This is a genomic window from Pirellulales bacterium, from assembly GCA_033762255.1.
Classification (GTDB): Bacteria; Planctomycetota; Planctomycetia; order Pirellulales; family JALHPA01; genus JANRLT01.
The window spans coordinates 22,411-46,132 of record JANRLT010000041.1 but is presented as its reverse complement, the minus strand read 5'-3'; the positions used below and the strand labels follow the sequence as shown (position 1 = coordinate 46,132).

Below are 23,722 nucleotides of genomic sequence, written 5' to 3'. Positions count from 1 at the left end.
AGCGCCGTTGTGACAGCCTTTTTTTAACGTTGCGGGAAAACGGGCGTTGTAACTGGCGCGGTCGCGGTCGCCGGGATGCTTATTCCATTGGTAGGATTTTTACGCGTGATGGCCCAACCGCTCCGCTCGAGCAGGCGCACAAATTCAGCATAGCGCTCTTCGCCGGCGGGGTCCACGGTGACTTTTAGCTCGGGACTCCAATACAGCCTGTGTCCGGCCAGGCCCCATTTTTTGATGCGCTGCTCCACAGCCGCAGTAAATTCGCGTATGCTTTCATCCGTTGCTCCAACCATTGGAATCACTTTTTGCGGATCATCCGCCGCGGGATCAGCAGCCAAAATCAATTGCTTGTCCGTGATTTGCACGCCCAAGGGACGTATGAGGGGCTGCGCGTCCTGCCGCGCATGCTTTAACCCCCAGTTGTTGCCGCGCGTATCGGCCAGGCTGCGGGTTTCTTGGTTTGGCTTGGCATTTTGCCGCTCGCGATCGGCAGTCCGGCGAAACGGTTGTTCGCTGGGAGCGTTGGGCGTGCCGCCACCACTAGTGGAAATTCCCGCTAGCGATTCAAAACTGGTCCCGCCGGACGGGGGGCCATCCGCGCCGCTCCCCGCGGAACCGCCATTGGCTGAAGCGTTGGCGGTATCCCCCGTCGCTCCGTTGGTAGTCGTTCCACTCCCCTTTGCCGCACTGCCATTCCTTCCAGTGCCATTCGATCCATTTGGGGACGCGCGATTTGTCGCGGTAGCTTGACCGGCGTCGGCCACCGCATTTCCATAAGGTAAGTTTCCGCCTCCTGGGGAGTTATTCTGTCTGGACGAAGCAGCACTGTTGGATGTGATATTGCCGGCTGGTTGATTGCCCGCAGTTGTTCCCGGCGGGCTGTTACTACCCGTGCTGGAGTTTACGGTTAGATTCGCGGGATTTTGGCCAGGCTGTGCGCTGCCTGTGAAATTGTTGGTATTTGCAAGAAGCCCTGAACCGCCATTATTCGCCCCCGGCTCTCCTGGTTCATTGCCAGTCCCCCTGAGTCCATTCGCGCCATTGGCGCCGTTGCCCGTGCCGCTCAGGCCATTGCCACTTCCAGGCCCAGTGCCGCTGCCCGCATTCAGGCCGCTGCCAGCACTCATGCCGGTCCCACCGCGATTGGCATTCCCCTCGCCACGGGTAATCCGCCAGGGTTCGGGGGTCGTCGAGTCAACACCACTGGCCCCCGCTAGCGCGGGGTGCGTCCCCAATAACTGCTGTCCGGGGTTGGTGGGACTGAGACGCGTTAATGGCGCATTAATCCCACCGCCAGCATCACTCACGCCATTGACAGAATTTCCCCCGTTATTGCCCACCAGACCAGTATTCCCTCCGCCACCGGGACCACCCCCTGTGGGGCGCGTAGCTCGGGGACGCAGCGTTTCGCCGAGCCCCCCTTGCGCGGGGACCAAACCACCGGTAACAGGGGACACACGATAAGCGACCTTGGCTTGGTCGGCGGCTTGGCCCGGATGGGCCTGGACATACTGCTGGTATAAATTGCGGGCGGTGGCCAGGGCCTGGGTCGCGCGTTGTTGTACCGCGGCATCCGCGGGGGGATAGGCTAATTCCCATTCCTGGTCAACCGCTTGATAGCCGATCTCATGCGCGTAACTGGACATCGCTTCGCGGGCTAAATAATACGCGGCAATGCCGTCCGGCCGAATCAAAAACAGCGGATAAGGTTCGGTCGCGGGCTGATTGGGGGGGGCCTGAGCGACTAATTCATCACGAATCGCGCGGACCGTCGCGGCCAGCGGATTTCCCGGACCCAGCGGACCCACAAAATCCCGCGCCGTTAGGGTGATCCCTTCCGGCTGCAGAATAATCCGTTCCGCGGTGCATTCGATGTAAATCGGCCGACGATTGGTCCGATTTGGCCCGTCATAGGGGACAACCGAAAATTTAGGGGTGGCGGCGGCGGCCTGTTGCTGTTTGGCGGCTATTTTTTCTCGTAATAATTGGAACTCGCGCTGCGCGGCGGTCAATTGCGCGGACAACTCTTGGCGATTTAACTGGCGACTGGCCGCTTGCGGGGTGAGTTCCCGCAATGCCCGCGAAAGCTCCCGCGTTTGCTGTTCGGCGGCGCGCAACAACTCTTCGGCGGATCCTAGGCGCAAACGCTCTTGGCGGACATCTTCCGCGGATTTATCGCGCGTGGTCTGTAAATGGCCAACCCGCCAATTGAGCGTCTCCACGGCGTCGCGGGCCGCTTCTAGCTGGGTGTCCAGTTTGGCTAAATCCCGCTGTAATGTGGCTTTGTCACCAGCGGCAGCGCTGGAGGATAGCGCGGGGATTGGTGCGGGAGACGGCTGGACGCTTTCCGCCGGTGAACTGTTCTGTTTGGCCAGGGCCTGCGCGCGCGAAGCCAGCCCCTGCCGCCGCGAGTTGCGATTGATCACCACTAAAAGCACAATCAAGGCCCCCATGGTGCAAAGCAACACGGCTAAAAAGGGAAAGAGCGAGATTCCCTGTTGCGGCGCGGTGGCACGCTTCATGCCGCTTGACCTCGTGATTTTTTGACGCCACCGCGGGGGAGTTCCACTTGAGCCGCTTCCCCGGACAAGGGATTCATCCGCGCGACCAACAGTTGCAGGGTAGCGCTCAGGCTTAACAAAGTCTCCTGCAATTGCTGCGTGGTGGCCAGGGTGGTTAGGTTGTCGTTGAGCTTGGTTTCCAATTCACCCACATGCTGGGTGGCGTCCACGATCTTGATTAGCAGTTCCCCCTGGCGGGCCAGTTCGTGCTGTTGCTTGGCCAGTTTATCGGTGGCGCGGTCCAGACCCGCCAGCCAGTTCGTGGATTGTGTTTCCTGGCGCGCGGCTTGCGCATCGGCGATTTCCCGCAGTCGCGTTTGCTGCGCGGTTTCGATTTCTTGCAATCGCGCTCCATGCCGGGACAGGCTTTCCTCTAGCGCGCCGCCGATGGCCTGGGTCAGTTGCGCCCCGCCGCTGGTGGTGACGGACTGCCAATGCTCGTTGGCCTCGGCCAGGGAGGTCTGCCACAGTTGCACTTGCTGCCGCAACAGTTGCTCTTGCGCGGGTAGGATCGCCCCCACCAGCCGCTGCACGGCCTGATGCAAGGGATCGTCCAGTGAAAGCTGCTGGGGAAATCGTCCGCCCAGTTCCAGCGTGGCCTGGCTATCCACCCGGGCTAGCAGAGTTTCCTCGATTTGGTTGACATAATGCTGCAGAAACATCAGCACCATCGAAAACGCCAGCGCGATGGCCGTGGTGTCAAACGCCACGCCCAGACCGGAGGTGACCTCGGGCAGGGATTCCTCCAACTGTTGCGGCGAGAGATTGGCGATAGCCTCGGTAATGCCGATGACCGTCCCCAGAAAGCCCAGGATCGGGATCGCCCAAATGATGATCCGCAATAGCGAATAGCTTTGTTGCGAACGGGCGGCATCGAGGTCGCTAAGATATTTTAACTCATCATCCAATTTGTCGGGGGTGCCGCGGCGAAAGATCGCCTCCAGGGCGTCGCGCAGCCGCCGGGGCAAATAATCATCGGCGGTTTCACCGCTCTTTTCCCGCAAATGTGCCAGCAATTTGGGGCAATCCGCGACCAACTGGCCCCCGGGCGGAGTCATCGGCAACAACGTCTGTTCGCTGGCCTGCTTTTGCCGCACGATGTCCTGCCATTTGACATACAGCACGCACAAGCCCAAAAAGAACGCGGCGGTTTCGACATACTCGACCCAGTGTCCGGCAAAATAGCGCAAAACCAGGGGATGCCGGAGCGCCTCGATTTCCAGACTGGAATAAAACAACACGCTCAAGACCGCGGCCCACAACAGGGGAGAGCGCCAAATCGCTGAAAGCATGCGGGTCATGGGACAAACCTTGCAAGAAGACAATAATTGACCGTGATTAATGCCGCGTAACGCCCTAGGGAAATACACAAAAGCGCGGATTGTGTCGACCTCATTCCCGAAGTGCTAGCTGCTAGCACGGAGAGGGAAGCGACGCGGGCGCGAAAACACCCGGTTCTTTTACATAATCGGCAAAGCTTACGCCGCTTATCAGATATTTAGCGCTGAAAAAATTTTTAGGTCAGTTGGCCCCCGCTGCGCGCGGCGGTGGTGACAAAGCAAGAGATCACACCATGGCCCTCGCTAGAAAGACTTATCCCATGCGGCGGGCCGCGCGCTTAACCGCGCAGGTTTGGGTAACCCGCAAAGTTTACCAAAGTTCGACCCGCGGAGGGACGATAATACCTACTGCCAGTCAATTCTCGGAGCGTGCCAGCAAGCCACGAGCGAGAATCCAATATCCCAGGGGGGGAAACTCAGTCCGGCCGAATCGGGAGTGGTTCGCGCCGGACTGTTTATTTTATCGCGCAATTCTCGGAGCGCGTTGGCAACAAAGAGGAAGAGAATCTACGCCGACCGGTACGTGGCATAGCAGTTTTGTGTTTCCCACAAGTTCGTCTCGACCACGGGAAAACCCTGCGACACGGCAAATTCATGGATCAGGCGGGCAATGTTTTCCGCCGTGGGATTAACATCCAATAACTTCACCGGTTCCCCCATTTGCCGCAATACCGGGACATAAGGATCATCCTGGTGCAGCAGCATCCGATGATCCAACTCGCGGTCGATCCATTCGCTAACCACCCGCTTAATATCCGTAAAGTCCAGCACCATGCCCCTAGCGTCTAGTTGTGCCGCCTCGATCGTGATGATCGCCCGGCCATTATGCCCGTGCAAATAGCGGCATTTGCCATCGTAATTTAACAACCGATGCCCATAACAAAAGTCGATTTGCCGTGAAACGCGATACATGTCTGGCACCCTTGGGTGTGTAAAAAGTTCGGAAAAATCTCTAGGTTCCGCCTTAGCGAATTTGAGCCAGCCGCGATGTTCCGGCGTAACGGGTGGGATCGGGCAAGTCCGCGGATAAAAAAGCCAGACGGCGCTCGGCGCATTTATTGCACTGGCCGCAATGGTTTCCCCGTACGGGCGCGATGCACGAAAATGTCTCTTCGAGGGGGAAATTTCGTCCTAGACGCATCACTTGCACTTTATCCAGGGTGGCAAAGGGGCGCAAAATGGAGAGCGGCGGGCTGGCGGACAGATTGATCATTGCCTGAAACGCCGCAAAAAATTCCGGTGTGGCATCGGCAAAGGGATTGCCCGCTAGAGGAGCTAAGGCCAATTGTTGTATCCCGTTTAGTTGGCACCAGACGCTGGCCTTTAACAGGAGCAAAGCATTTCTACCCGGCAAATAAACCGCTTCATCCGAAGTCTCGGCGCCCGGGACCGCCTCCCCCGTCATGCTCCAATGCCCGCCATACACATCGGCCAACGGCATTTCAAAACAGACCAGCGGGGCCAGCCGGGGATCCGCTATTCGTTGCAAAAAACGCCGCAAATGGGCCAACTCAGCCGCTTGCCACACTGTCCCCGTGCGAATATATAACGGCTGGACCGCAATTCCATTTGTTAAATAATTTGCCAGCAAAATAGAGCTATCCAGTCCCCCGCTGACAAGTACACCCAGGGGCCCCCGCGGTGGCGGTAGCGACATGCGAATTCAACTTTCCCGGCAAAATACCAAAAAAAATCGGTGACAAGGGGGCAGCTTACGATTCACCACCAACCATTCCCCTGAATTAGGACAATGTCATTTTATTCCCCCGGGGAATAACGGACGAGTGGGGTCGCCACACGGGGGAGCGGCGAAGAACGGCTGGACCTGATTGCCGCAAGCTGGTTGATGCAGGCCGAAAAGCGCCCTTGCCGCAAACCTCAAATTCTTGCTAAACTATTGTCGGAATTAGAGTTAGCATTAAATTACGGGGACTTTTCCCGGTGTCTCTCGTGGTCTTCCTGATCATGCTGCGCGGAACGTGACAGATTTGACCAGAGGATAAAAAATGGGATACCCGGGGATCAAAGTCCGTTTACGCCGGTTGTGCTTGGCACAATCGTTGTTTTCGCTAAGAATTCACCCCGTTTTGGGGATTCATCCGCGGGCAACTCTTGTATGGCAAACTTGGCCATTTACAATGAATTTTAGGTGTGTTGCCCGCCTGACACGGCACCTCAGTAACTTTTCGTAGGAGCTTTGGCATGCGACACACCGTCCTCGGGGGGGTCTTGGGCTTTGCGCTTGTCTGTTTGGGCGGGGCGCTGTGCATACCCTGGAATGTCACCGCCCAGTCCGCGCACGAAGCACAGATTGGCTGCGAACTAATCACACACACCGCGGTAACGGAAAAATTTCAACTGTTGACCGTGTTGGATCCACGGCGACGGGCGTTATGCGTGTACCAGGTGGAATTGGCGACGGGCGTCATCACACTTAAAAGCGCGCGAAATTTAACCTGGGACATGCAACTGCTGGAATACAACAGCGCTAATCCCCTGCCGCGGGAAATTCGCACACTTTTAGAACAGAAATAACAACGTTCAGATTTTTTTACCCAAGTTCTTGTCATGGCCAAACGTCTTGTTGATACCGAAGAAGCCGCCCGCATCCTGGGAAAATCCGTCGAGGAAATTAACTCGCTGCGCGACCGCAGCAAGCTGTTTCCCAAGCGCGACGGCGGTGAGTGGAAATACGACACCGACGAACTGGAACGTTATAAACGGGACCAGGACGACAGCGCCAGCAGTTGGGAAACCGATCTTAACGACATCCAGTTGATCGACGAAAACGAGCCGGATTCCATTTTGCTAAGCGAGGCGGAATTGGGGGAATCGGCCGAGACGACCAAAAGCACCATCATTGGCAAGCAAAAGAACGCCCAGGCCGCGGCCGACAGCGACATTCGCCTGGCCGGGGATAGCGATTTACGGTTGCAGGGGGCGGACGGTCCCACGGGGGGCCAGGCCAGTGACATCGAATTGCTGGGAAGCGGCGGCGATCTGAGCGGCCTCAGCGGCTTATCGCTGGCGGATGATTCCAAAATTAGCATGGGGACAGGGAGCGGCATTGGCAGCAATATCTTTGCCGACGAACTGAATGTGGACGCCCTGGGAAGCAGCGCGCCGCTAGGCTCGGGAGAGCTAAAATTATCCAGCGATGACGAAATTTCGCTGGGGGATTCGCCTTCCGACCGGGCCCGTAAAAATCCGGAATTTGACACCACCAAGGGGGATTCCGGCCTGATGCTGAGCGATGATGACGAATTGGTTCTGGGAGGGAGCGGCAGCGACCTGACCCTGAACGCCGCCGACAGCGGCATCATGCTGGTCGATCCCGCGGATAGCGGCTTGTCCCTGGAACAACCCTTGACGCTGGGTTCTAGCGGCAAGAACAAGGACAACCTGGTCATCGGCGAAGATGACATGATCACGCTAGAGGATGATGTCGATGTCGAGGGGGCGACGCAACTCCGCGCGGATGAGGACTTTGCCCTGACCCCCGGCGGTATGGACGATGACGATTCCGACAGCGGATCGCAAGTCATCGCCCTGGACTCGGAGGAAGACCTTTCCGCAAGCGGCGCGATGTTTTCCTCGGGGGATAATTTACTCACGGAATCCCCCTTGGGAATGCCCGACGCGCTGGCCGGTGGCGCCATGCCCGCTGCGGGCGTCGCCATGATGCCGGTCGCCAGCATCCCCGAAGCTCCCTATTCCGTCTGGAATATCCTTAGCCTCCTCGCCTGCATCGTGTTTTTACTCTTGGGCGGGATCATGGTGTACGACCTGAGCCAAAGCATTTGGAGTTGGCACGGGACCACCGCCTACAATAGTGCCATCATGGATTCGCTGCTGGGGATGTTTGAGGGTAAGTAATGGGGGAGACGGGAGGATGGTAAAGGGAGGGTGGCGGGGGTCGAGCCTCGGCGAGCCCCCCGTAGGAAGTTAGAAGTAAGAACGAAGCATGAAGAAGGCAGAATGACTACACTCAATTCTGCATTCATACTTCTGCATTCTGCATTTGATGGGGTGGCGGGGGTCGAGCCTCGGCGAGCCCCCCCTGGATCATCGTCAGCAGCAGAAATGCAAACAGTCCGAATAAACAGGAATTCTGGCATAGCTTATTATTAAGCCAAATTGCTTCGCAAAGGATTGTGAATGCGGGGAAATCATAGGTCTTTACCGAGCTTGATCAGGGGCGGCGCGCTCCTCTTGTTCCTGTTGGGTTGTGCCACGGGCTGCGGTTTGTCGTATCGCGGCGAAACGGGGGTCCTCGAAACCCAAAATCGCCTTTTGCTGGAGCAAAATCGCATCCAGACCGAGGAATTAGCCAAATATCGCACCCGCGAAGAGCAACTGGCCTCCAAATTAAAGCAGGCGGAGATCGAGTTAGCCGAAATTCACGCCCGCCTGGACACCATTCGCCGCTAATTCAGGCCCAGGCTCTCTCTTGGGCGTTTTTTTCCCGCGAAATTGATTTTCCCGCGGGTGACTAGGTCTCTTTCGAGAGTTGTCTTATAATCAGGATAGGAGATCACTCCTTCCTGGAATCGTTGTGGGGGAGGCCGCCATAGCGCATAACTACTGTTTAGCCTAAGGCAATTCCGGGACCCGCCTTTATTTGCCCGACGCGCTGATATGGTTTGCCGCGACATTCGCGTGGCGGCAGGCCCTGGCCCCCGCTCAAGATGCCAGTCCCGCTGACATGCCCTCGGGGGGGAGTACTTTTTCGTGTATCGATCCCTAACCACCGCCGCACTCTCCATGCGATCCCCGCCACGCCCGATGATCGGCCCGCTATTAAGCATGACTCCCCGGCTACCTTTGGCGGGGTTGTGGTGGTGTTTGGCGGCCTGTCTGGTCTGTAATGGCTGTGGCGAAGAACCGATTACCCGCGAAGTCGTCATGGTCCCGGCCCCCGCGCGGGCCAAGGCAATTCAGCAAGAGCTGAACCAAAAACGACGAGCCCAAGATCAGCAATTTATCCAGGGAGTGCAGTCATTCCTGGGTGAACCGGGCAAAGAAGCACCATCAGCCGCGGCATCCGCGGCCCCTTTACGAATGTTGGCGGCTCTGGTCCCCGTCCCCGAAAAACCCCGCTATTACAGTTTTAAATTGCTGGGACCGCCGGAAATAGTGGCCCAAGCCACGGAGACATTTCAGGATTTTTTGAAAAGCGTGGATCCGGGGCAAATTAGCAACAACCTGCCCGCGTGGAAACTTCCCGCGGGTTGGAACGTAGAACCGTATGAGGATGGTTTTGGCGGGGTGGCCAAGATCCGCTGGCAAATCGGCAGCCAACCGCTGGAAATTGCCGTATCGGAGCTTTCCTATACCGGCGATTGGAACGAGGCCACGCTCCAAAACATCAACCGCTGGCGGAGCCAGTTTCAACAACCACCCCTTACCTCCGCGGAACTTCCCCAAAATTCCATCATCATAAAATCACCCAGCGCCACGGTCACCCTCTTTGATCAAGCGGGAAAGTTTACCGGGCGCCGTCCCGCTGGTTTGAATCCGCCCAGTAACCCCGCGCCGGTCAGCAATCCCTAAGCCGTCGTTGATCTAGATTTATACCCCGTGCCTGGCATTTTCAATTTGAATCGATCCTTAACAATACCATTGCTATGGCCACCCAAGCCCTCCCCTTAACCGCCCTCAAGTCCCAGCCCGCCGTCGAAGTGGCGACCCCTATTCGCACACGGACTGCGGCCACCCCATTTTGGCTGGCGAGTTTGCAGGGTCTGGCCTCGTTGCGGCTGACCGTGGTGCTCTTGAGCCTTACCGTGATCCTGGTCTTTTTGGGAACACTGGCCCAATGGCGCAAAGAAACTTTTGTCGCGGTGGGACAGTACTTTCGCACGCCGATCGCCTGGGTGCAGTTGGGCGATCTGGTCCCGGAGTCATTTTTTGCCAAGACCCAGCTCTTTGGGCAAGAATTTAACCTGACCAAGCAAGTGGAGGACTGGGAAAAAGCGACCCGCGACAGTTGGCGGGACCTGGTTCCGCTGGAATGGTGGCGCAATACTTTCGCCGATGGCTTTGCCTTTCCCTTTCCGGGCGGGATGACGCTGGGCGTGCTGATGGCCCTCAATCTGCTGGCCGCGCATGGGTTAAAATTTCGCACGCAGGCCCGTGGCTGGAAATTGGGGGCCGGGTTGGGCCTGATCGCCCTAGGGACGGTATTTAGCCTGATGGTCATTGTCACCCACGTGGATAGCTATATCGACGACGCCGGGGGACAGCCGTATCGAGTATTATGGCTGGGGATCAAGATTGGGCTGGCGGCGCTGTGGGCGATGGCGGGCTATTTGGTGGTGGCTTTGGACAAGCGGCAATTCATCGAAAAGTGTTTGATTGGCGGGGCGGGGGTGTTGACCTTTGCGCTGTTTTGCTGGCTGGTGGCCATCGGTGATCCGCCGGTGAACGACAACTCTTCCCGTATTTTGTGGCAACTGATCAAGGCGACAATCGCGGGGGGAATTTTGCTTTCGGGCTGCTGGTTTTTATTTAGCAAGCGCGCGGGGGTGGTGTTGTTGCATTCGGGGCTGATGCTGCTGCTGGTGAATGAATTGATTGTGTATGCGTTTCACACCGAATGGAAAATGGATATCGCGGAAGGGGGCTATAACTATGTGGCCTATAATTTGAATAAAACGGAACTGACCCTGACGCATGTGGATCCGCAAAACCCGGAAAAGTTTGAAGTGATCCGCGTCCCCGCCAGTCGCTTGCAGGCGGCCTACAACAACAAATCGCGAATTCAAGACCCGAACCTGCCCCTGGAAATCGAAGTCGAGGAATTTTTCGTCAATGCCACCGTGGACATGCGGCAGCCCGGTGACGCCGCCAGCGGCCTGCAGTTTATTAATGGCCGCGAAACGCTGTACGTGAAACCGCAGCAAGTCCCCGCCGTGACAGGGACCGGCGGGGGAGAGGTCAACACGCCCGCGGTCAAAGTGCGGCTGTTTGCGCCGGGCGCCACGACGCCGCTGGGGACGTATTGGCAGGCGCTGCGGGCCAGCCAGTATTATGCCACTCCCTACGAAAACCTGGGGCGCGGCGAGTCCTCCCCGTTTACGCCGCGGCGCGTGGAGCTTGACGGCAAGCCCTACGATCTTAACCTGCAATTTGCCCGGGATTACAAACCTTATGCGCTGTACGTCTCGGAAGTGCGGGGGGATAATTACTTAGGCAGCAAAACCGCTCGCAATTATTCCTCGGACATTGAAATGTTTGATCCTGTCGGCCAGCCGATACGGGCCAAGCATATCAAGATGAACGATCCCCTGCGGCACGCGGGAGAAACTTTTTATCAATCGGGCTATACCCGCGACCCCATTTACGGGGCGGAATTCACCAGCCTGCAAATCGTGGAAAATACCTCCTGGATGATCCCCTATCTGGCCTGCATGATCGTGGGAACGGGGTTGATGTTTCACTTTTTGGTGACGCTGTTGCGTTACCTGCATCGGCAAGAAGCCCCCGTCGCGGCAGTCCGACCCCGCGCGTGGTTTTCGCCGCTGACATTCTGGTCAGGGGTGGCGGGGGGCGCGTTGGCCCTGGCGGTGATGGGGTTATCGCTAGTTATCTCGCGGCAACCAGCGGTGGATACCGCCCAAGAAATGAACCTGCGCGAATTTGGCAAGCTTCCCGCGGTGTTCATGGGGCGGATGAAGCCCTTTGACTCCTTGGCACGGAACGCCCTGACGATTATCTCGCGGCGGGAAAATTTCAAAGACACCAATGACAAAACCCAGCCGGCGATACGCTGGCTCTTGGACCTCTACACTGGCTCCCATGATTTTGCCGATCAACGCTTTATCTATATCGAAAACGATCAAATTTTGGACGAACTAAAGCTCGAACGGCGCGAAAAACATTTTTACTCCCTGGCCGAAGTCTTTAAAAACCTGGCCAACCTGGATAAATACACCCACAGCGCCCAGGGCAAGGACCTGCGCGACTATACCACCACCGAACGCAAAGCGATGGAATTGAACGTGCGGTTGGGCGTGGTCAACGCGTTAAAGTCGGGAGTGATCCCGCCGCGGGAGATCGATCTGGCCCAACTGCGCCAAGCGATACCGCCCAAGATGGTGGGGGATGTTGGCCTGTTGATGCACTTTAACAACCTGCAAGATATCAGCCTGCAAAAGCCGCAATTCATTCCTTATGAAATTCCAGCGGAATTCGGGGCGGAAAACCTGAAAAAAATCAGCGAGCAACAAAAATTGACCGCCAGCGCGCTCAATGTGCTGTTAAAAACAGATGGGTATCTTCCCACGACCGACTTGTTTGAGCAGGAACTGCTGCCGCTAGCGGTGGTCCAGGAATTGGAAGAAATGCGCAAAGTTCTGCGTCCCGCTGGCGGGGAAAATCCCTTTGCCAAGAAGTTCCAGTCCATTCTGGCGGCGTATGCGGCCAACCAACCCGCCGCCTTTAACCAGGCGGTCGCCGATTATCGGCAAATGTTGGCCGGGCACAGGTTCAACTCCGCCAACTACGACCCCGCCGCGCTCGAAACCGAAGCCTGGTACAACCACTGGAATCCCTTCTCCACCGCCATGATCCTGTATTTGATCGGCGGCGTGCTGGCCCTGGCTGGATTCTTATTCGCCGACACCACCTGGGGCAAGGGCCTGCAATCCGGCGTATTCTGGTTTCTCCTCGGCGTGTTAACCATGCATTTGATCGGGCTGTCCATCCGGGTGTATCTATCCGGCCGACCGCCGGTGACTAATTTGTATTCCTCCGCGATTTTTATCGGCTGCGGCTGTGTGATCCTGGCCCTGGCCCTGGAATGGTTTTCCCGCACGCACCTGGGGAATTTTGTCGCCGCGCTGATGGGCTTTTTTACCATTTTGATTTCCACGGGGCTGTATGGCGATATTGCCGATTGGTCCAAAACAGGGGGCGACACCATGGGCGTCATGCAGGCGGTCTTGGACACTAACTTTTGGCTGGCGACGCATGTCACCACCGTCGCCCTGGGCTACGCGGCTACCGGGTTGGCCGGGGCGTTTGGCGCGGTCTTTGTCTTGGCGGGCATTTGCACCCCACTGCTAAAGGAATCACAAGAAAAGAAGCTCAGCCAGATGATCTATGGCACCCTTTGCTTTGCGATCCTTTTCAGCTTTATCGGTACCGTGCTGGGTGGACTGTGGGCGGATGACTCGTGGGGCCGCTTTTGGGGGTGGGATCCCAAGGAAAACGGCGCGTTTATTATCGTGCTGTGGAACGCTATCGTGCTGCATGCCCGCTGGGGAGGAATGGTCCAGGATCGGGGCGTGGCCCTACTGTCAATTTTTGGCGGGGTGGTGACCGCTTGGTCGTACTTTGGCACCAACGAACTAGGAGTCGGGCTGCATAGCTACGGCTTTACCGAGGGGGTATTGCTTAAGATGCTTATTTTTGACGCGGCGCTCATGGGGATCATACTCCTGGGGACACTACCCCGGTCACTGTGGTGGAGTGTGCGGTCGCGTGTGGCGTCAGCCTAGTGCTTTGTCACAGCCAAAGATTTGAGTTATACAAATCAACCACTGGGCGCTAGCCCACGGTTTTTTGTGGCCCTTACCGTGGGTTAGCGATAAGTGGCTAATTCGCCAACGATGCCTTGAGAAAGCACTTACGGCTTACAGCTGTTTTATTGCCGTGTCTCTTGAGCCGCCTGGGGCAAGCGGGCCAGCCAAGCGGCGGTGGCGGGTAAGATTGGGACAAGTGGCATATCCGGCGGCGCCAGCGCTTTGATTAACAATCCCGGCTCGGCCAAGGGACCCGCTGGTTCTGCCAAAATTTGCCCGTTCGCGTCCGCCAGAATTCCCCCCCGGGGTAGCATACCCCGTACTTGCAATCTTCCCGGACGCAGCCGAATCTGCGCATCACAAATGACGTTTTCCAGAATCACCCGCCCTGGATCCGCCCCCCGCGCTAGCGACCCATGCAGCGTGGCCGCTAGCGACGCGGCTAGCTGGCTATGCATTTGCTCGATGCTGGCCCGCACGCCCAAACTCGCGGATTGGATCCTTCCCCGTTCTAAGCGCAGTTCGTCCAGCAGCAGCGTCGCCCGTCCGGTCAATCGCTGGGCAAAAGGCTCCCCCACCGCCGTTGCTAAATCGATCTCCTCCAGGCTCCCCCGGATGGTGCCGCTCCAACCATCCCGGCCATGCCGCAACTCGACTTTGCCGGTAAAGGTGGCCGCGGGGCCTAGCATTTCCGCCAGCTCCGAGCCGCACAATGATAGCGGCAGCGGCAACCGAGAGGAATTTGCCGTTAGTTCCCTTTCGCGGGTCAGGGCCTGATCTCCGGTATTTTCCGCCGTGGCGCGGACGGGTTGCCTGAGGGCGATATCCACCCCCGGCGTCCGTGTCGGCCCGGTCCCTGTTGTCAAATGCCACAGGCCGCCATCGCTTGTTTGTTCCTGCCGAATGAGCACCTGCTCTAAATTCAACTCGCGTTTTCCCGCGTTTTGAATGGTTAAATTGTCGATGGCCAGGATCACCCGGCTTGATAAAGTTTTTGTGCGTGGCGGACCGTCGAAAAGCAACACGCGCCAATCCGCTGTTGCATGCCATCGCAGCGTGGCCCGGGGAATGTTTGCCAGCCACAGATTGCCCGCCTTATGCAGGGTTAAGCGCGAGATCTCCGCCACGCAAATCCCCGATTCGGGATCAATGCAGCGCACGTCCAGGTATTCGGCCTTGTCGGGCAGCAATCTTCGCACTTCCCGGCAAGTGGTCTGCCAACCTAAAAGCGCGGTTAATTCCCCCGCGGCGGCGTTCCGAGAAAGACCGGTAAGATTTTGCAAACTGTAGGCCAAGGTCACGCAGGTGGGGAGCAACCCCAGCAGCAGCCAGCTCCAGCGGCACATCCAGCGACGAGTGTCTTCTTGCAGGAGCAACATCCGTGTTATTCCGTGCCTAAAAAATGCGATTTGTCCACTAACCCCCTAGCGATCCCGCGCCATCCGCATAAATAGATCGCGGCGGGCCAGCATTTCCACCAGGCTGTCACCGCCAAATTTTTCCACAAAGGCGGCGGCCACCTCAAAGGCGATCACGTTTTCCACGATGACGCTCGCCGCCGACAGAGCGCAGACATCGCTCCGCTCGTAGGCGGCGGCCTCCGGCTCTTTGGTCGCCAGATTGATCGAATCCAACGGCTTGCGCAGCGTGCTGATCGGCTTCATCGCCGCCCGCACCACCAGCGGCTGCCCGTTGGTCATGCCCGCCTCCAACCCGCCCGCGTTATTCGTCGGCCGCACATATCCTAGGTGCGGCTGATCGGCCTGTGCCGCGTCGTACTGGATCGGATCATGCACCTGCGAACCCCGCAGCCGCGCCGCGGCAAATCCTAGCCCTATCTCCACCCCCTTGATCGCCTGCACTGCCATCACCGCCTGCGCCAGCCGACCATCCAACTTGCGATCCCATTGGGCGTGCGTTCCCAGGCCAAAGGGGAGTCCGGTTACCCGCGTTTCGACGATTCCTCCCAGGGTGTCCCCCTCCTTGCCGACTTTGTCGATCAGTTCCTTTGCCGATTCATCAAGCGGTGGGTTAAGGGAATAGATTTCGCTGCTGTCGCGCAGCGCCGCTAATTCCGCGGGAGTGCCAGCCAGCGGCGGCAGGGCAATTTCGCCCAATTGCACGACATAGCCAAAAACGGTGACGCCAAAATTTTGCAAAAGCAGTTTAGCCAACGCGCCAGCCGCCACCCGCATGGCGGTTTCCCGGGCACTGGCCCGCTCCAAGACTCCCCGAATCGAACCTAAATACTTTATCGCCCCGGTCAAATCGCCATGTCCGGGACGAGGACGCTCTAGGTCGCCCAGCTTTTCCAGTTTGTAATCTTTGTTGATAACCTGCAGGGCAATGGGACTCCCTAGGGAGGTCCCCTGCCACACACCGGTCAAAATTTGCACGGTGTCGGTTTCAATTCGCTGGCGGCCGCCACGCCCATATCCCCCCTGACGGCGGCGGAGTTCATCATTGATAAGGGCGGTATCGAGAGTGACGCCGGCTGGAAATCCGTCCACAAGCGCGATCATGGCTTGTCCGTGGGATTCGCCGGCGGTCCAATAACGAAGCATAAGTGGCAAAATAGCAAAGAGAGGAAGCCCGCGCCGCGCGGCTGAAAATCGATATTTATTTTAACGGTGGCCCCGAATTCACGATAGGGCGGCTAGAGCGTGTCAGGCCATGCTAGCAGACATCCATTGAGGCCAAACAGGACTCGGAAAGACTGAATTGCCCCCGCGCGACGCGGCCTGGTTGATCGCGAAAAAATGATAGCGGGCCGGGGGATGATCCACCACCCGGCCCAAGAAGCGTACGAACAGCATGGCCTGCCGGAGCGGAACCGGCGCGCGGGAGAGTCTAATTCTGCGGCGCAATAGTGATAAATGACAGCCGCTTGCCAAACAACTTATAGCAATTCCCAGCCAACAATAGTATTGCGGACGCCAAAGGCGTTGTTGACTTGGACCAGGCGATCCGTCCGGCCTGATCCACCATTAGCCAGACCCGACCCGCCGATCTGATTCAATTCCATATAGAGTTCGTCCAGCTCTCCCTCGCCCAATTCCGCAAAGAAATCCTTCATAATATTGCCGGTGATCGTGACGCGGTCGTTTTCGGTGCTGGTCAGGATTCTTAGCTCGCCCATGATCGAGCCATTCACCTGGACCGTGTCATAACCGTTATTGGCATCGATGTAATACAGGATGCCGAAATTTAGATTAGAAAGGCAGTTGTCCATGCGGACGGTATCGCTGCCGGTGCCGGTCTCGATAAACAGGTCATCAAAGATGTTGTGGATAAACATGGCCACGGTGTCGTGGAGGGCCCCGGTATTGATGCGGGTGCGTCCGATCGCACTGGCATAAAAACTGACCAGATCGCTAAAATCGCCGGTATTGATGTTTAGCAAAGTGATGGGCGAGTAAAGATAGCCAATATTCAACAAATCGTTGTCCAGGGCCACATCGTCGACAATCGTGGTGGAGGTGTCAATCGTGATAGAGTCACCGCTCCAGACCACGTTGTAGATTTGGATATTATCGGCGGATCCGCCGGTTACGATGTACACTTCCTCAAAGACATTCACCAGGGCAATGTCCAGGGCGTCGGCCCCGTTGCCGGTGTCGATGGTCATAAAGCCCGCGACCACCACCATACCGCCGTCCACATCGCCGTCGCCATCCAGATCGCCGGTCAAAGGAGGTGGTTCGGCCACGGAGAAATACAGCCCCATTTGGATCTGATCGATCCCGTTGGCGGCAGTGATCTGAATGTTGCCGTTGATCAGGGCGTTGGTAATTCGCATGTCCGAACCGCCATTGCCGACATTGATAATCAAATGATCGTCGGCGTCGCCGTCGCCGTCATCCGTCACCGCCGAAAAGATCAGCACTTTTTCTAATCCTGTGCCGCCGATGATATTGATATCGCCCCAGACTTCCACGCCATAGGCCGTGATATCGTTCGCGCCGTTCCCGGTGGAGATATTTAAATTTCCGTCGACGTCGTTGACCACTTCATCCCGGAAAAATTCGCAGTCCTGAATAAAGATCAAATCCGCGCCATTGCCGGTGGTGATGTTCGCCGGTCCCAACGTCGTGGTGTTGGTCACGGTCACGCTATTTAAGCCATTACCCGCGTTAATCAGCAAATCCAGGGACAATTCCGCGGAATCGATATTGATGGTATCCGCTCCGGTCCCGCCGAACACGTCCAATCCCGCTCCTGGCTCGGATTCGAGGGTTTCCAACCCGCCTATATTCAATTCATTGATGCCATTTCCTAAATTAATGGTCACCGCCGTCAACACTGACAGATCCGTGATATTCACATTATCCACCAGCGACCCGCCGTTATAGGTAAACGTTTCTCCCACAATGACATTGACAATCGTCGTGTTGTTGGTATTTCCATTGGGCGAGATCGTCATCAACTCCGTGACAGTCAAGTCCGATATCAGAATGTCGTCGGTGCCGCTCCCTCCGGTAATGTTTAGCTGCTCTTGGATGAATACATCCAACTCGATTGTCAGCTTATTGCTACCGTCACCCATGTTGATGTTGCCATTGCCGCCGATAAAAACGGCATTGGTCAATAACAGTTCATCATTCCCCAATCCCCCTTCAAAAATCAGATCGGCGCCAATCTGTACGCCATCGAGGGTTACCAGATCCGCCCCGTCCTCCAGCATCAGCGTGGCGGTCCCGACCGAACCGATCATGAGCGAGTCCACCGGCATGGGCATGCCCATGCCACCCCCCATATCGTCTTCCATCAGGAACTGCGTCCCATTAAGTCCCGTGAGGGTCCAGCCGCCGCCATTATCCGTGACGGTAAACTCATTTCCGGCGGCATCCCCAGTGGCCATGAGGTCGCCCGTGGCGGGGTCATAAGTGATCGTGACCACCCCGGCCAAGTTATAGCGGGACTCCAAACGTTCAAGCTGGCAGATTCGTTGACGGGAAACCTTGCGACGCTGTGGCATGGAATTCACTCAAAAATAAAACGGGTGCGCACAAAACCGGAGCGGTCGCTGACACCTGGGATTGCGGTTATGCCGAAATAATGAGGGGAACCCCATCATGACAAGTCCCGGCACACATCACTAAAAAACCGCCAGGGATCAGACCTGTATCTAACCTTGCGGCAATTGTCCTGATAATCGCCTCAGAAAATCCGGCCAGCGCGAGAATCCCTCTGTGACGCCTCTTTCTCTTGCCGGAAAGAATGGAATTTGCCATCTTCCACTCCTTTTTCCTCTCTCTGCATGCTATTTGAGTATGCGCGAATTGTCAAACAATCAGCGGGTTTTCCCCCGAATTTTCTATTTCCTCCCCATGCCACCTCCGGGGAGCGGTCCACCAGCCAAAAAAACAGCGCACCACCCCAAAAATTTGCTTGGCAACCACCTTGGCAAAGGTGATAATGACCTTGGTCCGGATCGAACTAAATTTGGTCAGGGCCACCTATATTTTAAGCACCGTTGCTCCGGGGAATCGCACCGACGATTTCCTGGCGGCATCCCCGCCTGTGCTTGATTTTTGTCAGTTCCTTCCCCGCGAAATGTCCCTGTGACCCCGTCGCGGGTTTGCAGGTCGCGCACCCGCGACCGCCTTGGTAAATCTTTCATTTTACCCGTAGTTTTGCATGTTTTTTCAGCTCGCGCACCGTTACGACTCCGCTGGCCGGGGAGTTAATGCTTCCACTGGTAGACTGCGCTGCGCTCACCCCCCAAGGATTGCTTCTTGGCTCGGGTATGTCGCCATGTTGGGATTGGGCATGCTCCCTTTGCCAGGGATGACTGCCGCCGAACAACCTCCACCGGCCATTCCCGAACAGTCACTCACTTCCCCACCGGTACCCACACCGGAGCAGATCGAGCATTTTGAATCCAAAATCCGTCCCCTCTTGCACACCCATTGCTCCGCGTGTCATGGTTCAAAAAAGCAAGAATATGGCCTGCGATTAGACAAAAAACAGGGATTCATGGCGGGAGGAGACGATGGGCCGATTTTTGATCCCGCCCAGCCCGCCAACAGCAAAATTTTGGCCGTGATCCGCCATGAGGGGGAAATCAAGATGCCCCCCGAAGCCAAATTGCCAGATACAGACTTGCAATTGCTCCGCTCTTGGATCGAGCAAGGAGCTCCCTGGCCGGAAGAGCCCGAAGCCCAGGCTAAGAGCACTCCGGCTGAATTGGGCAAAAACCATTGGGCGTTTCAAAAAGTAACGATGCCCGCTGTGCCGCGGCATAATCCCGAGGAACTAGCCGCGGGGGGAATTCCCGCGGATTGGGTAAAAAGCCCCATTGATGAATTTATCTTGGCAAAGTTGCGAGATAAAAACTTAACACCTGCTCCACCGGCGGATCCCCGCAGCTTGATTCGCCGGGTGTATTATGACTTGACGGGGCTACCCCCCACGGCCACGGAGGTGGATGAGTTTTGTAAAAATCCCACCCCGCAGGCCTACGCCGAAGTGGTCGAGCGGCTCTTGGCGTCGCCCCATTACGGCGAGCGTTGGGCCCGGTATTGGCTTGATCTCTCCCGCTATGCCGACACCAAAGGTTATGTCTTTACGGAGGATCGCGCCTATCCCTTCGCGTATGTCTATCGCGATTGGGTGGTCAATGCGCTGAATAATGATCTTCCCTATGATCAGTTCTTGATAAAGCAACTGGCGGCGGATTTATTGCCGCTACAGTCTGATCAACCGCGGCCGGACTTGGCGGCGTTGGGATTTTTGACCCTCGGGCGGCGATTCCTCAATAACAAATTCGACATTATTGACGATCGCATTGATGTGCTTATGCGAACCACCCAGGGGCTGACGGTATCTTGCGCCCGCTGCCATGATCACAAGTTTGATCCCATCCCCACGGCCGATTATTACTCGTTGTTTGGCATATTTGACGCCTGCGTTGAAGAGCTAGTTCCCATTTCCCCCCCCAGTCCCGCCTATCAGGACCGTCTGGCGGCCGTCGAGAAAAAGCTGACCGACTACCGGGCTGAGCAAGAGACCGCTCTACGCCAAAGTTGGCGCGACCATCTGGCCGAATACCTGCTCGTGGCCAAACTGGGCAACAGCAACGACCAGCATCCGCAACTAAGCCAGGAATTGGGAAAGTTGCAATTTAGCAAACCCATCATCGAGCGCTGGAAAAAACTGCTAGAGCAAGCGGGTAAGGATCATAGTCCCATCTGGTCCCCTTATTTAGAGTTAGTCCAGCTCACGGAGGCGGATTTTGCCGCGCAAGCCGGCCCAATTTGGGAAAAATACCGCCCGACGGCGGAAAAACCCGCAAAAATCAATCCTCGCGTCGCCCAACTCTTTACGGAAGCCCCCTCCGCCAATCTCCGGCAGTTCACCATCGCCTTTGCCCGACTGCTGACCGCCGCGGAACGGGAATTTAACGAGCGAACCGCCGCGGCCCAAGCGGCCAATCTTCCCGTTCCCACAGCCTTGGACGATCCCGCTGCGGAGGAGTTGCGGCAAATCATCGCCGGAGAAAATTCCCCATTTCATATTCGACCCGAACAACTCGATCGGGCGTTTTCCAAGCCCGTCAAAGATGAACTAAAAAAGCTGCGGGATGAAGTGGGCCAGCTTGCAAAATCACCCGAGGCTCCCGCACAGGCCCTGATCCTGCGGGATGCCCCCCAAATTGCCGAAACTACGCCGATTCTGTTGCGCGGCAATCCCGACCGGGCGGGCCCGCATGTGCCGCGGCGATTTGTCAGCATCATTACCGGGCCCGAGCGTCCCTCGTACAAAAACGGCAGTGGTCGATTAGAATTAGCCCGCGAGATTGCCTCGGCAGATAATCCCCTGACCGCGCGGGTAATTGTCAATCGAGTCTGGCAGCATCATTTTGGAACGGGACTAGTCCCCACAGCCAGCGATTTTGGCGTGCGAACTGTTTCGCCGCCGCAGCGAGAGCTGTTGGATTTTTTAGCGGCTGATTTTATCCAGCACGGCTGGTCGCTCAAGCATTTGCACCGCCAGATAGTCTTGAGCAGCGTTTATCAGCAATCTTCCGCCGACCGACCTGCGGCCCGGAGTATCGATCCCGAAAACGATTACTATTGGCGAGCAAACCGGCGGCGGCTGGACCTCGAGGCATTGCGTGATTCGCTCTTGGCCGCAAGCGGCAAGCTAGATTTGACGCTGGGGGGTAAGGCGGTCGAAATGGTCGAACAACATAGCAATCGCCGCAGCATTTATGGTCATATCGAACGGCAAAACCTACCCGGTTTTTTTCGCACGTTTGATTTTGCCAGCCCCGACACCCATACGCCGCAGCGGTTTAACACAACGGTTCCCCAGCAGGCACTATTCTTTTTAAATAGCCCCTTTGTGGTGGAAATGGCGGAGGGGGTCCTTGAACGACAGAGCGTCGCCAAAGCGGATAATCCCGCCGCCAAAATCCAGGCACTGTATCAGTGCGTGCTAGGCCGCAGCGCCACCCCGGAAGAAGAAAGCCTGGCTTTGAAATTTGTGGAGAAACCGACCCCCGCGGACGGGGTGGCCACCTCTCCGGCGGAGCATGCCTGGAGGCAACTGGCCCAGGCGCTCCTCATGACGAATGAATTTGTGTTTGTGGATTAGGTGGATAAGACAAGCGCGGCGCTCCCCTCGGTTAAGAGAAGTACCCCATGTAAAGGCCCAACGGCCCGATTCAATTATTCGGATTTAGCGTTATTCAGCCAATAACTCTAAGTTTGCGGACAAACAACCAGAGATAGAACTTCCATGTTCATCAATCGACGTGATCTGCTGACCCGTAGCGGCTTGGGCTTTGGAGCCGTGGCCCTGGGGAAACTGCTAGAGCAAAGCGGTTTGCTAAGTCGAAACGCCCGCGCTCTCGAGCCATCCGCCGCGTCCCCGGGCGTAGCCCCTGCCTCCCCCACGGACACTTCCCCGCTCAGCGCAAAGGCGCCCCACTTTGCCCCCAAGGCGCAACGTGTTATTCATATCTTTTTAAATGGGGGGTGTTCGCATGTGGACACCTTTGACCCTAAGCCCCTGCTGGAAAAATACGCCGGGAAACCCATTCCCAACAACCGTCCGACCGAGCGCAAGACCGGCGCGGCGTTACCCAGTCCGTATAAATTTCAAAAGTACGGACAAAGCGGGATCGAAGTCAGCGAAATATTTGCAAAAGTGGGAAGCGTGATCGACGAATTCACCGTCCTGCGTTCGCTCCATGCCGATGTCCCCAATCACGAGCCTTCGCTGTTATTGATGAACTGCGGCGAGCCGCGGCTGGTGCGCCCCAGCATGGGCTCTTGGCTGACTTATGGCCTGGGGACCGAAAATGAGAACCTCCCCGCGTTTATCGCCATGTGCCCGGGGGGGTATCCCATTCAAGAAACTCAAAACTGGCAAGCGGGCTTTTTACCCGGGATCTACCAGGGAACATATATCAACACCCAGCATACCGACCTGGAAAAGCTGATCGAACATATCCGCACCAAGCATCAATCCCGCGAGGACCAGCGCCGCCAGTTGGATCTGGTACAAGAGCTTAACGGTTTGCACAAAACCGCCCGTCCCGGCGACGCGCAGTTGGATGCGCGGATTCACAGCTTTGAACTGGCTTACCGGATGCAGGCCGAAGCGGCCGACGCCTTTGACACCAGTCGCGAACCGGCAAATATTCTCGAGGCTTATGGCCAGTCGACGCAGGGAAGGCAACTGCTGATCGCCCGCCGCTTGATCGAGCGGGGCGTGCGATTTGTGCAGGTTTGGCATGGCGAGGGGCAACCCTGGGACAACCATGACGATATCGAAGTCAACCACCGCCGCTTAGCGGGCGAGGTGGATGGCGGGATCGCGGCGCTCATTACCGACCTAAAAAGCAGCGGCCTGCTGGACAGCACCTTGGTCATGATTAGCGGCGAATTTGGCCGCACCCCGACCGTGGAACTCCCCACTCCCGGCCAAAACGCGGGCAAGGTAAACGGCCGCGACCACAATCATTACGGCTTTACCATGCTCTTGGCCGGTGGCGGCGTGAAAAAAGGCTATGTCTACGGCGCGACCGATGAATTCGGCTTTGCCGCCGTCGAAAATAAAGTCCATATCCACGATCTGCACGCCACGCTCTTGCATTTACTAGGGTTTGACCATGAAAAATTCACCTACCGCTACGCCGGTCGTGATTTTCGCCTGACCGATGTGCATGGCCGCGTCGTCCGGGATTTGATCGCGTAAATCATTTATAAATATTGTAAATGAACATGTATCCGGAATCATTCAAATCCCCAACCGATTGTTCACCTCGCTTTTCCCTTCCCTC

General features: G+C 56.9%; 16 protein-coding genes. 8 read left to right on the top strand and 8 right to left on the bottom strand.

Annotated features, from left to right (window positions below):
- Nucleotides 1-23 precede the first annotated feature (23 nt).
- From SFX18_11655 to SFX18_11640, 4 genes are all read right to left on the bottom strand, one after another.
- Nucleotides 24-2,522 (bottom strand): hypothetical protein, encoded by a 2,499-nt coding sequence (locus SFX18_11655; GenBank protein MDX1963803.1) that lies wholly within the window; start codon nt 2,520-2,522, stop codon nt 24-26.
- A complete protein-coding gene (locus SFX18_11650) occupies nt 2,519-3,862 on the bottom strand; it encodes a MotA/TolQ/ExbB proton channel family protein (protein MDX1963802.1) in 1,344 nt (447 codons plus the stop codon). Before SFX18_11650 ends, SFX18_11655 begins: the two co-directional genes overlap by 4 nt.
- 546 nt (nt 3,863-4,408) lie before the next feature.
- Nucleotides 4,409-4,813, bottom strand: a complete 405-nt coding sequence (locus tag SFX18_11645) for a 6-carboxytetrahydropterin synthase (protein MDX1963801.1) — start codon at nt 4,811-4,813, stop codon at nt 4,409-4,411.
- A 52-nt stretch (nt 4,814-4,865) separates the two neighbouring features.
- Nucleotides 4,866-5,558, bottom strand: a complete 693-nt coding sequence (locus SFX18_11640) for a 7-cyano-7-deazaguanine synthase (GenBank protein MDX1963800.1) — start codon at nt 5,556-5,558, stop codon at nt 4,866-4,868.
- A 545-nt stretch (nt 5,559-6,103) separates the two neighbouring features.
- Between SFX18_11640 and SFX18_11635 the strand changes: the two genes are divergently transcribed.
- The 6 genes from SFX18_11635 (at nt 6,104) to ccsA (ending at nt 13,404) form a co-directional block, all read left to right on the top strand.
- Complete coding sequence (locus tag SFX18_11635) at nt 6,104-6,436, top strand: hypothetical protein (GenBank protein ID MDX1963799.1); 333 nt, start codon at nt 6,104-6,106, stop codon at nt 6,434-6,436.
- Between the two features lie 33 nt (nt 6,437-6,469).
- The gene (locus tag SFX18_11630; protein MDX1963798.1) at nt 6,470-7,777 is read left to right on the top strand and encodes a helix-turn-helix domain-containing protein; all 1,308 of its coding nucleotides are present in this window, start codon (nt 6,470-6,472) and stop codon (nt 7,775-7,777) included.
- A 336-nt stretch (nt 7,778-8,113) separates the two neighbouring features.
- A complete protein-coding gene (locus tag SFX18_11625; GenBank protein MDX1963797.1) occupies nt 8,114-8,332 on the top strand; it encodes a hypothetical protein in 219 nt (72 codons plus the stop codon).
- Between the two features lie 190 nt (nt 8,333-8,522).
- Nucleotides 8,523-8,648: a hypothetical protein gene (locus SFX18_11620; protein ID MDX1963796.1), complete on the top strand. Its 126-nt coding sequence runs from the start codon at nt 8,523-8,525 to the stop codon at nt 8,646-8,648.
- 17 nt (nt 8,649-8,665) lie between these two features.
- Nucleotides 8,666-9,454 (top strand): hypothetical protein, encoded by a 789-nt coding sequence (locus SFX18_11615; GenBank protein ID MDX1963795.1) that lies wholly within the window; start codon nt 8,666-8,668, stop codon nt 9,452-9,454.
- 74 nt (nt 9,455-9,528) lie between these two features.
- Nucleotides 9,529-13,404: a cytochrome c biogenesis protein CcsA gene (ccsA, locus tag SFX18_11610; protein MDX1963794.1), complete on the top strand. Its 3,876-nt coding sequence runs from the start codon at nt 9,529-9,531 to the stop codon at nt 13,402-13,404.
- Nucleotides 13,405-13,550: 146 nt separating this feature from the next.
- Here ccsA and SFX18_11605 read toward each other — a convergent pair whose 3' ends face one another.
- The 4 genes from SFX18_11605 to SFX18_11590 all read right to left on the bottom strand — a co-directional run bounded on the left by SFX18_11605 (nt 13,551) and on the right by SFX18_11590 (nt 18,662).
- Complete coding sequence (locus SFX18_11605; protein ID MDX1963793.1) at nt 13,551-14,807, bottom strand: hypothetical protein; 1,257 nt, start codon at nt 14,805-14,807, stop codon at nt 13,551-13,553.
- Nucleotides 14,808-14,852: 45 nt separating this feature from the next.
- Nucleotides 14,853-15,992 carry a chorismate synthase gene (aroC, locus tag SFX18_11600; GenBank protein ID MDX1963792.1) on the bottom strand — a complete coding sequence of 380 codons (1,140 nt, stop codon included), beginning with the start codon at nt 15,990-15,992 and terminating at the stop codon, nt 14,853-14,855.
- 335 nt (nt 15,993-16,327) lie between these two features.
- On the bottom strand, nt 16,328-18,406 hold the full coding sequence (locus tag SFX18_11595) for a hypothetical protein (protein MDX1963791.1): 2,079 nt from the start codon (nt 18,404-18,406) through the stop codon (nt 16,328-16,330).
- 67 nt (nt 18,407-18,473) lie between these two features.
- Nucleotides 18,474-18,662 (bottom strand): hypothetical protein, encoded by a 189-nt coding sequence (locus SFX18_11590; protein ID MDX1963790.1) that lies wholly within the window; start codon nt 18,660-18,662, stop codon nt 18,474-18,476.
- A gap of 538 nt (nt 18,663-19,200) precedes the next feature.
- On the opposite strand from SFX18_11590, the gene SFX18_11585 reads away from it, so the two are divergent.
- Together SFX18_11585 and SFX18_11580 are read left to right on the top strand one after the other, a co-directional pair.
- Nucleotides 19,201-22,029, top strand: a complete 2,829-nt coding sequence (locus SFX18_11585; GenBank protein MDX1963789.1) for a PSD1 and planctomycete cytochrome C domain-containing protein — start codon at nt 19,201-19,203, stop codon at nt 22,027-22,029.
- A 144-nt stretch (nt 22,030-22,173) separates the two neighbouring features.
- On the top strand, nt 22,174-23,637 hold the full coding sequence (locus tag SFX18_11580) for a DUF1501 domain-containing protein (protein MDX1963788.1): 1,464 nt from the start codon (nt 22,174-22,176) through the stop codon (nt 23,635-23,637).
- Nucleotides 23,638-23,722 lie beyond the last annotated feature (85 nt).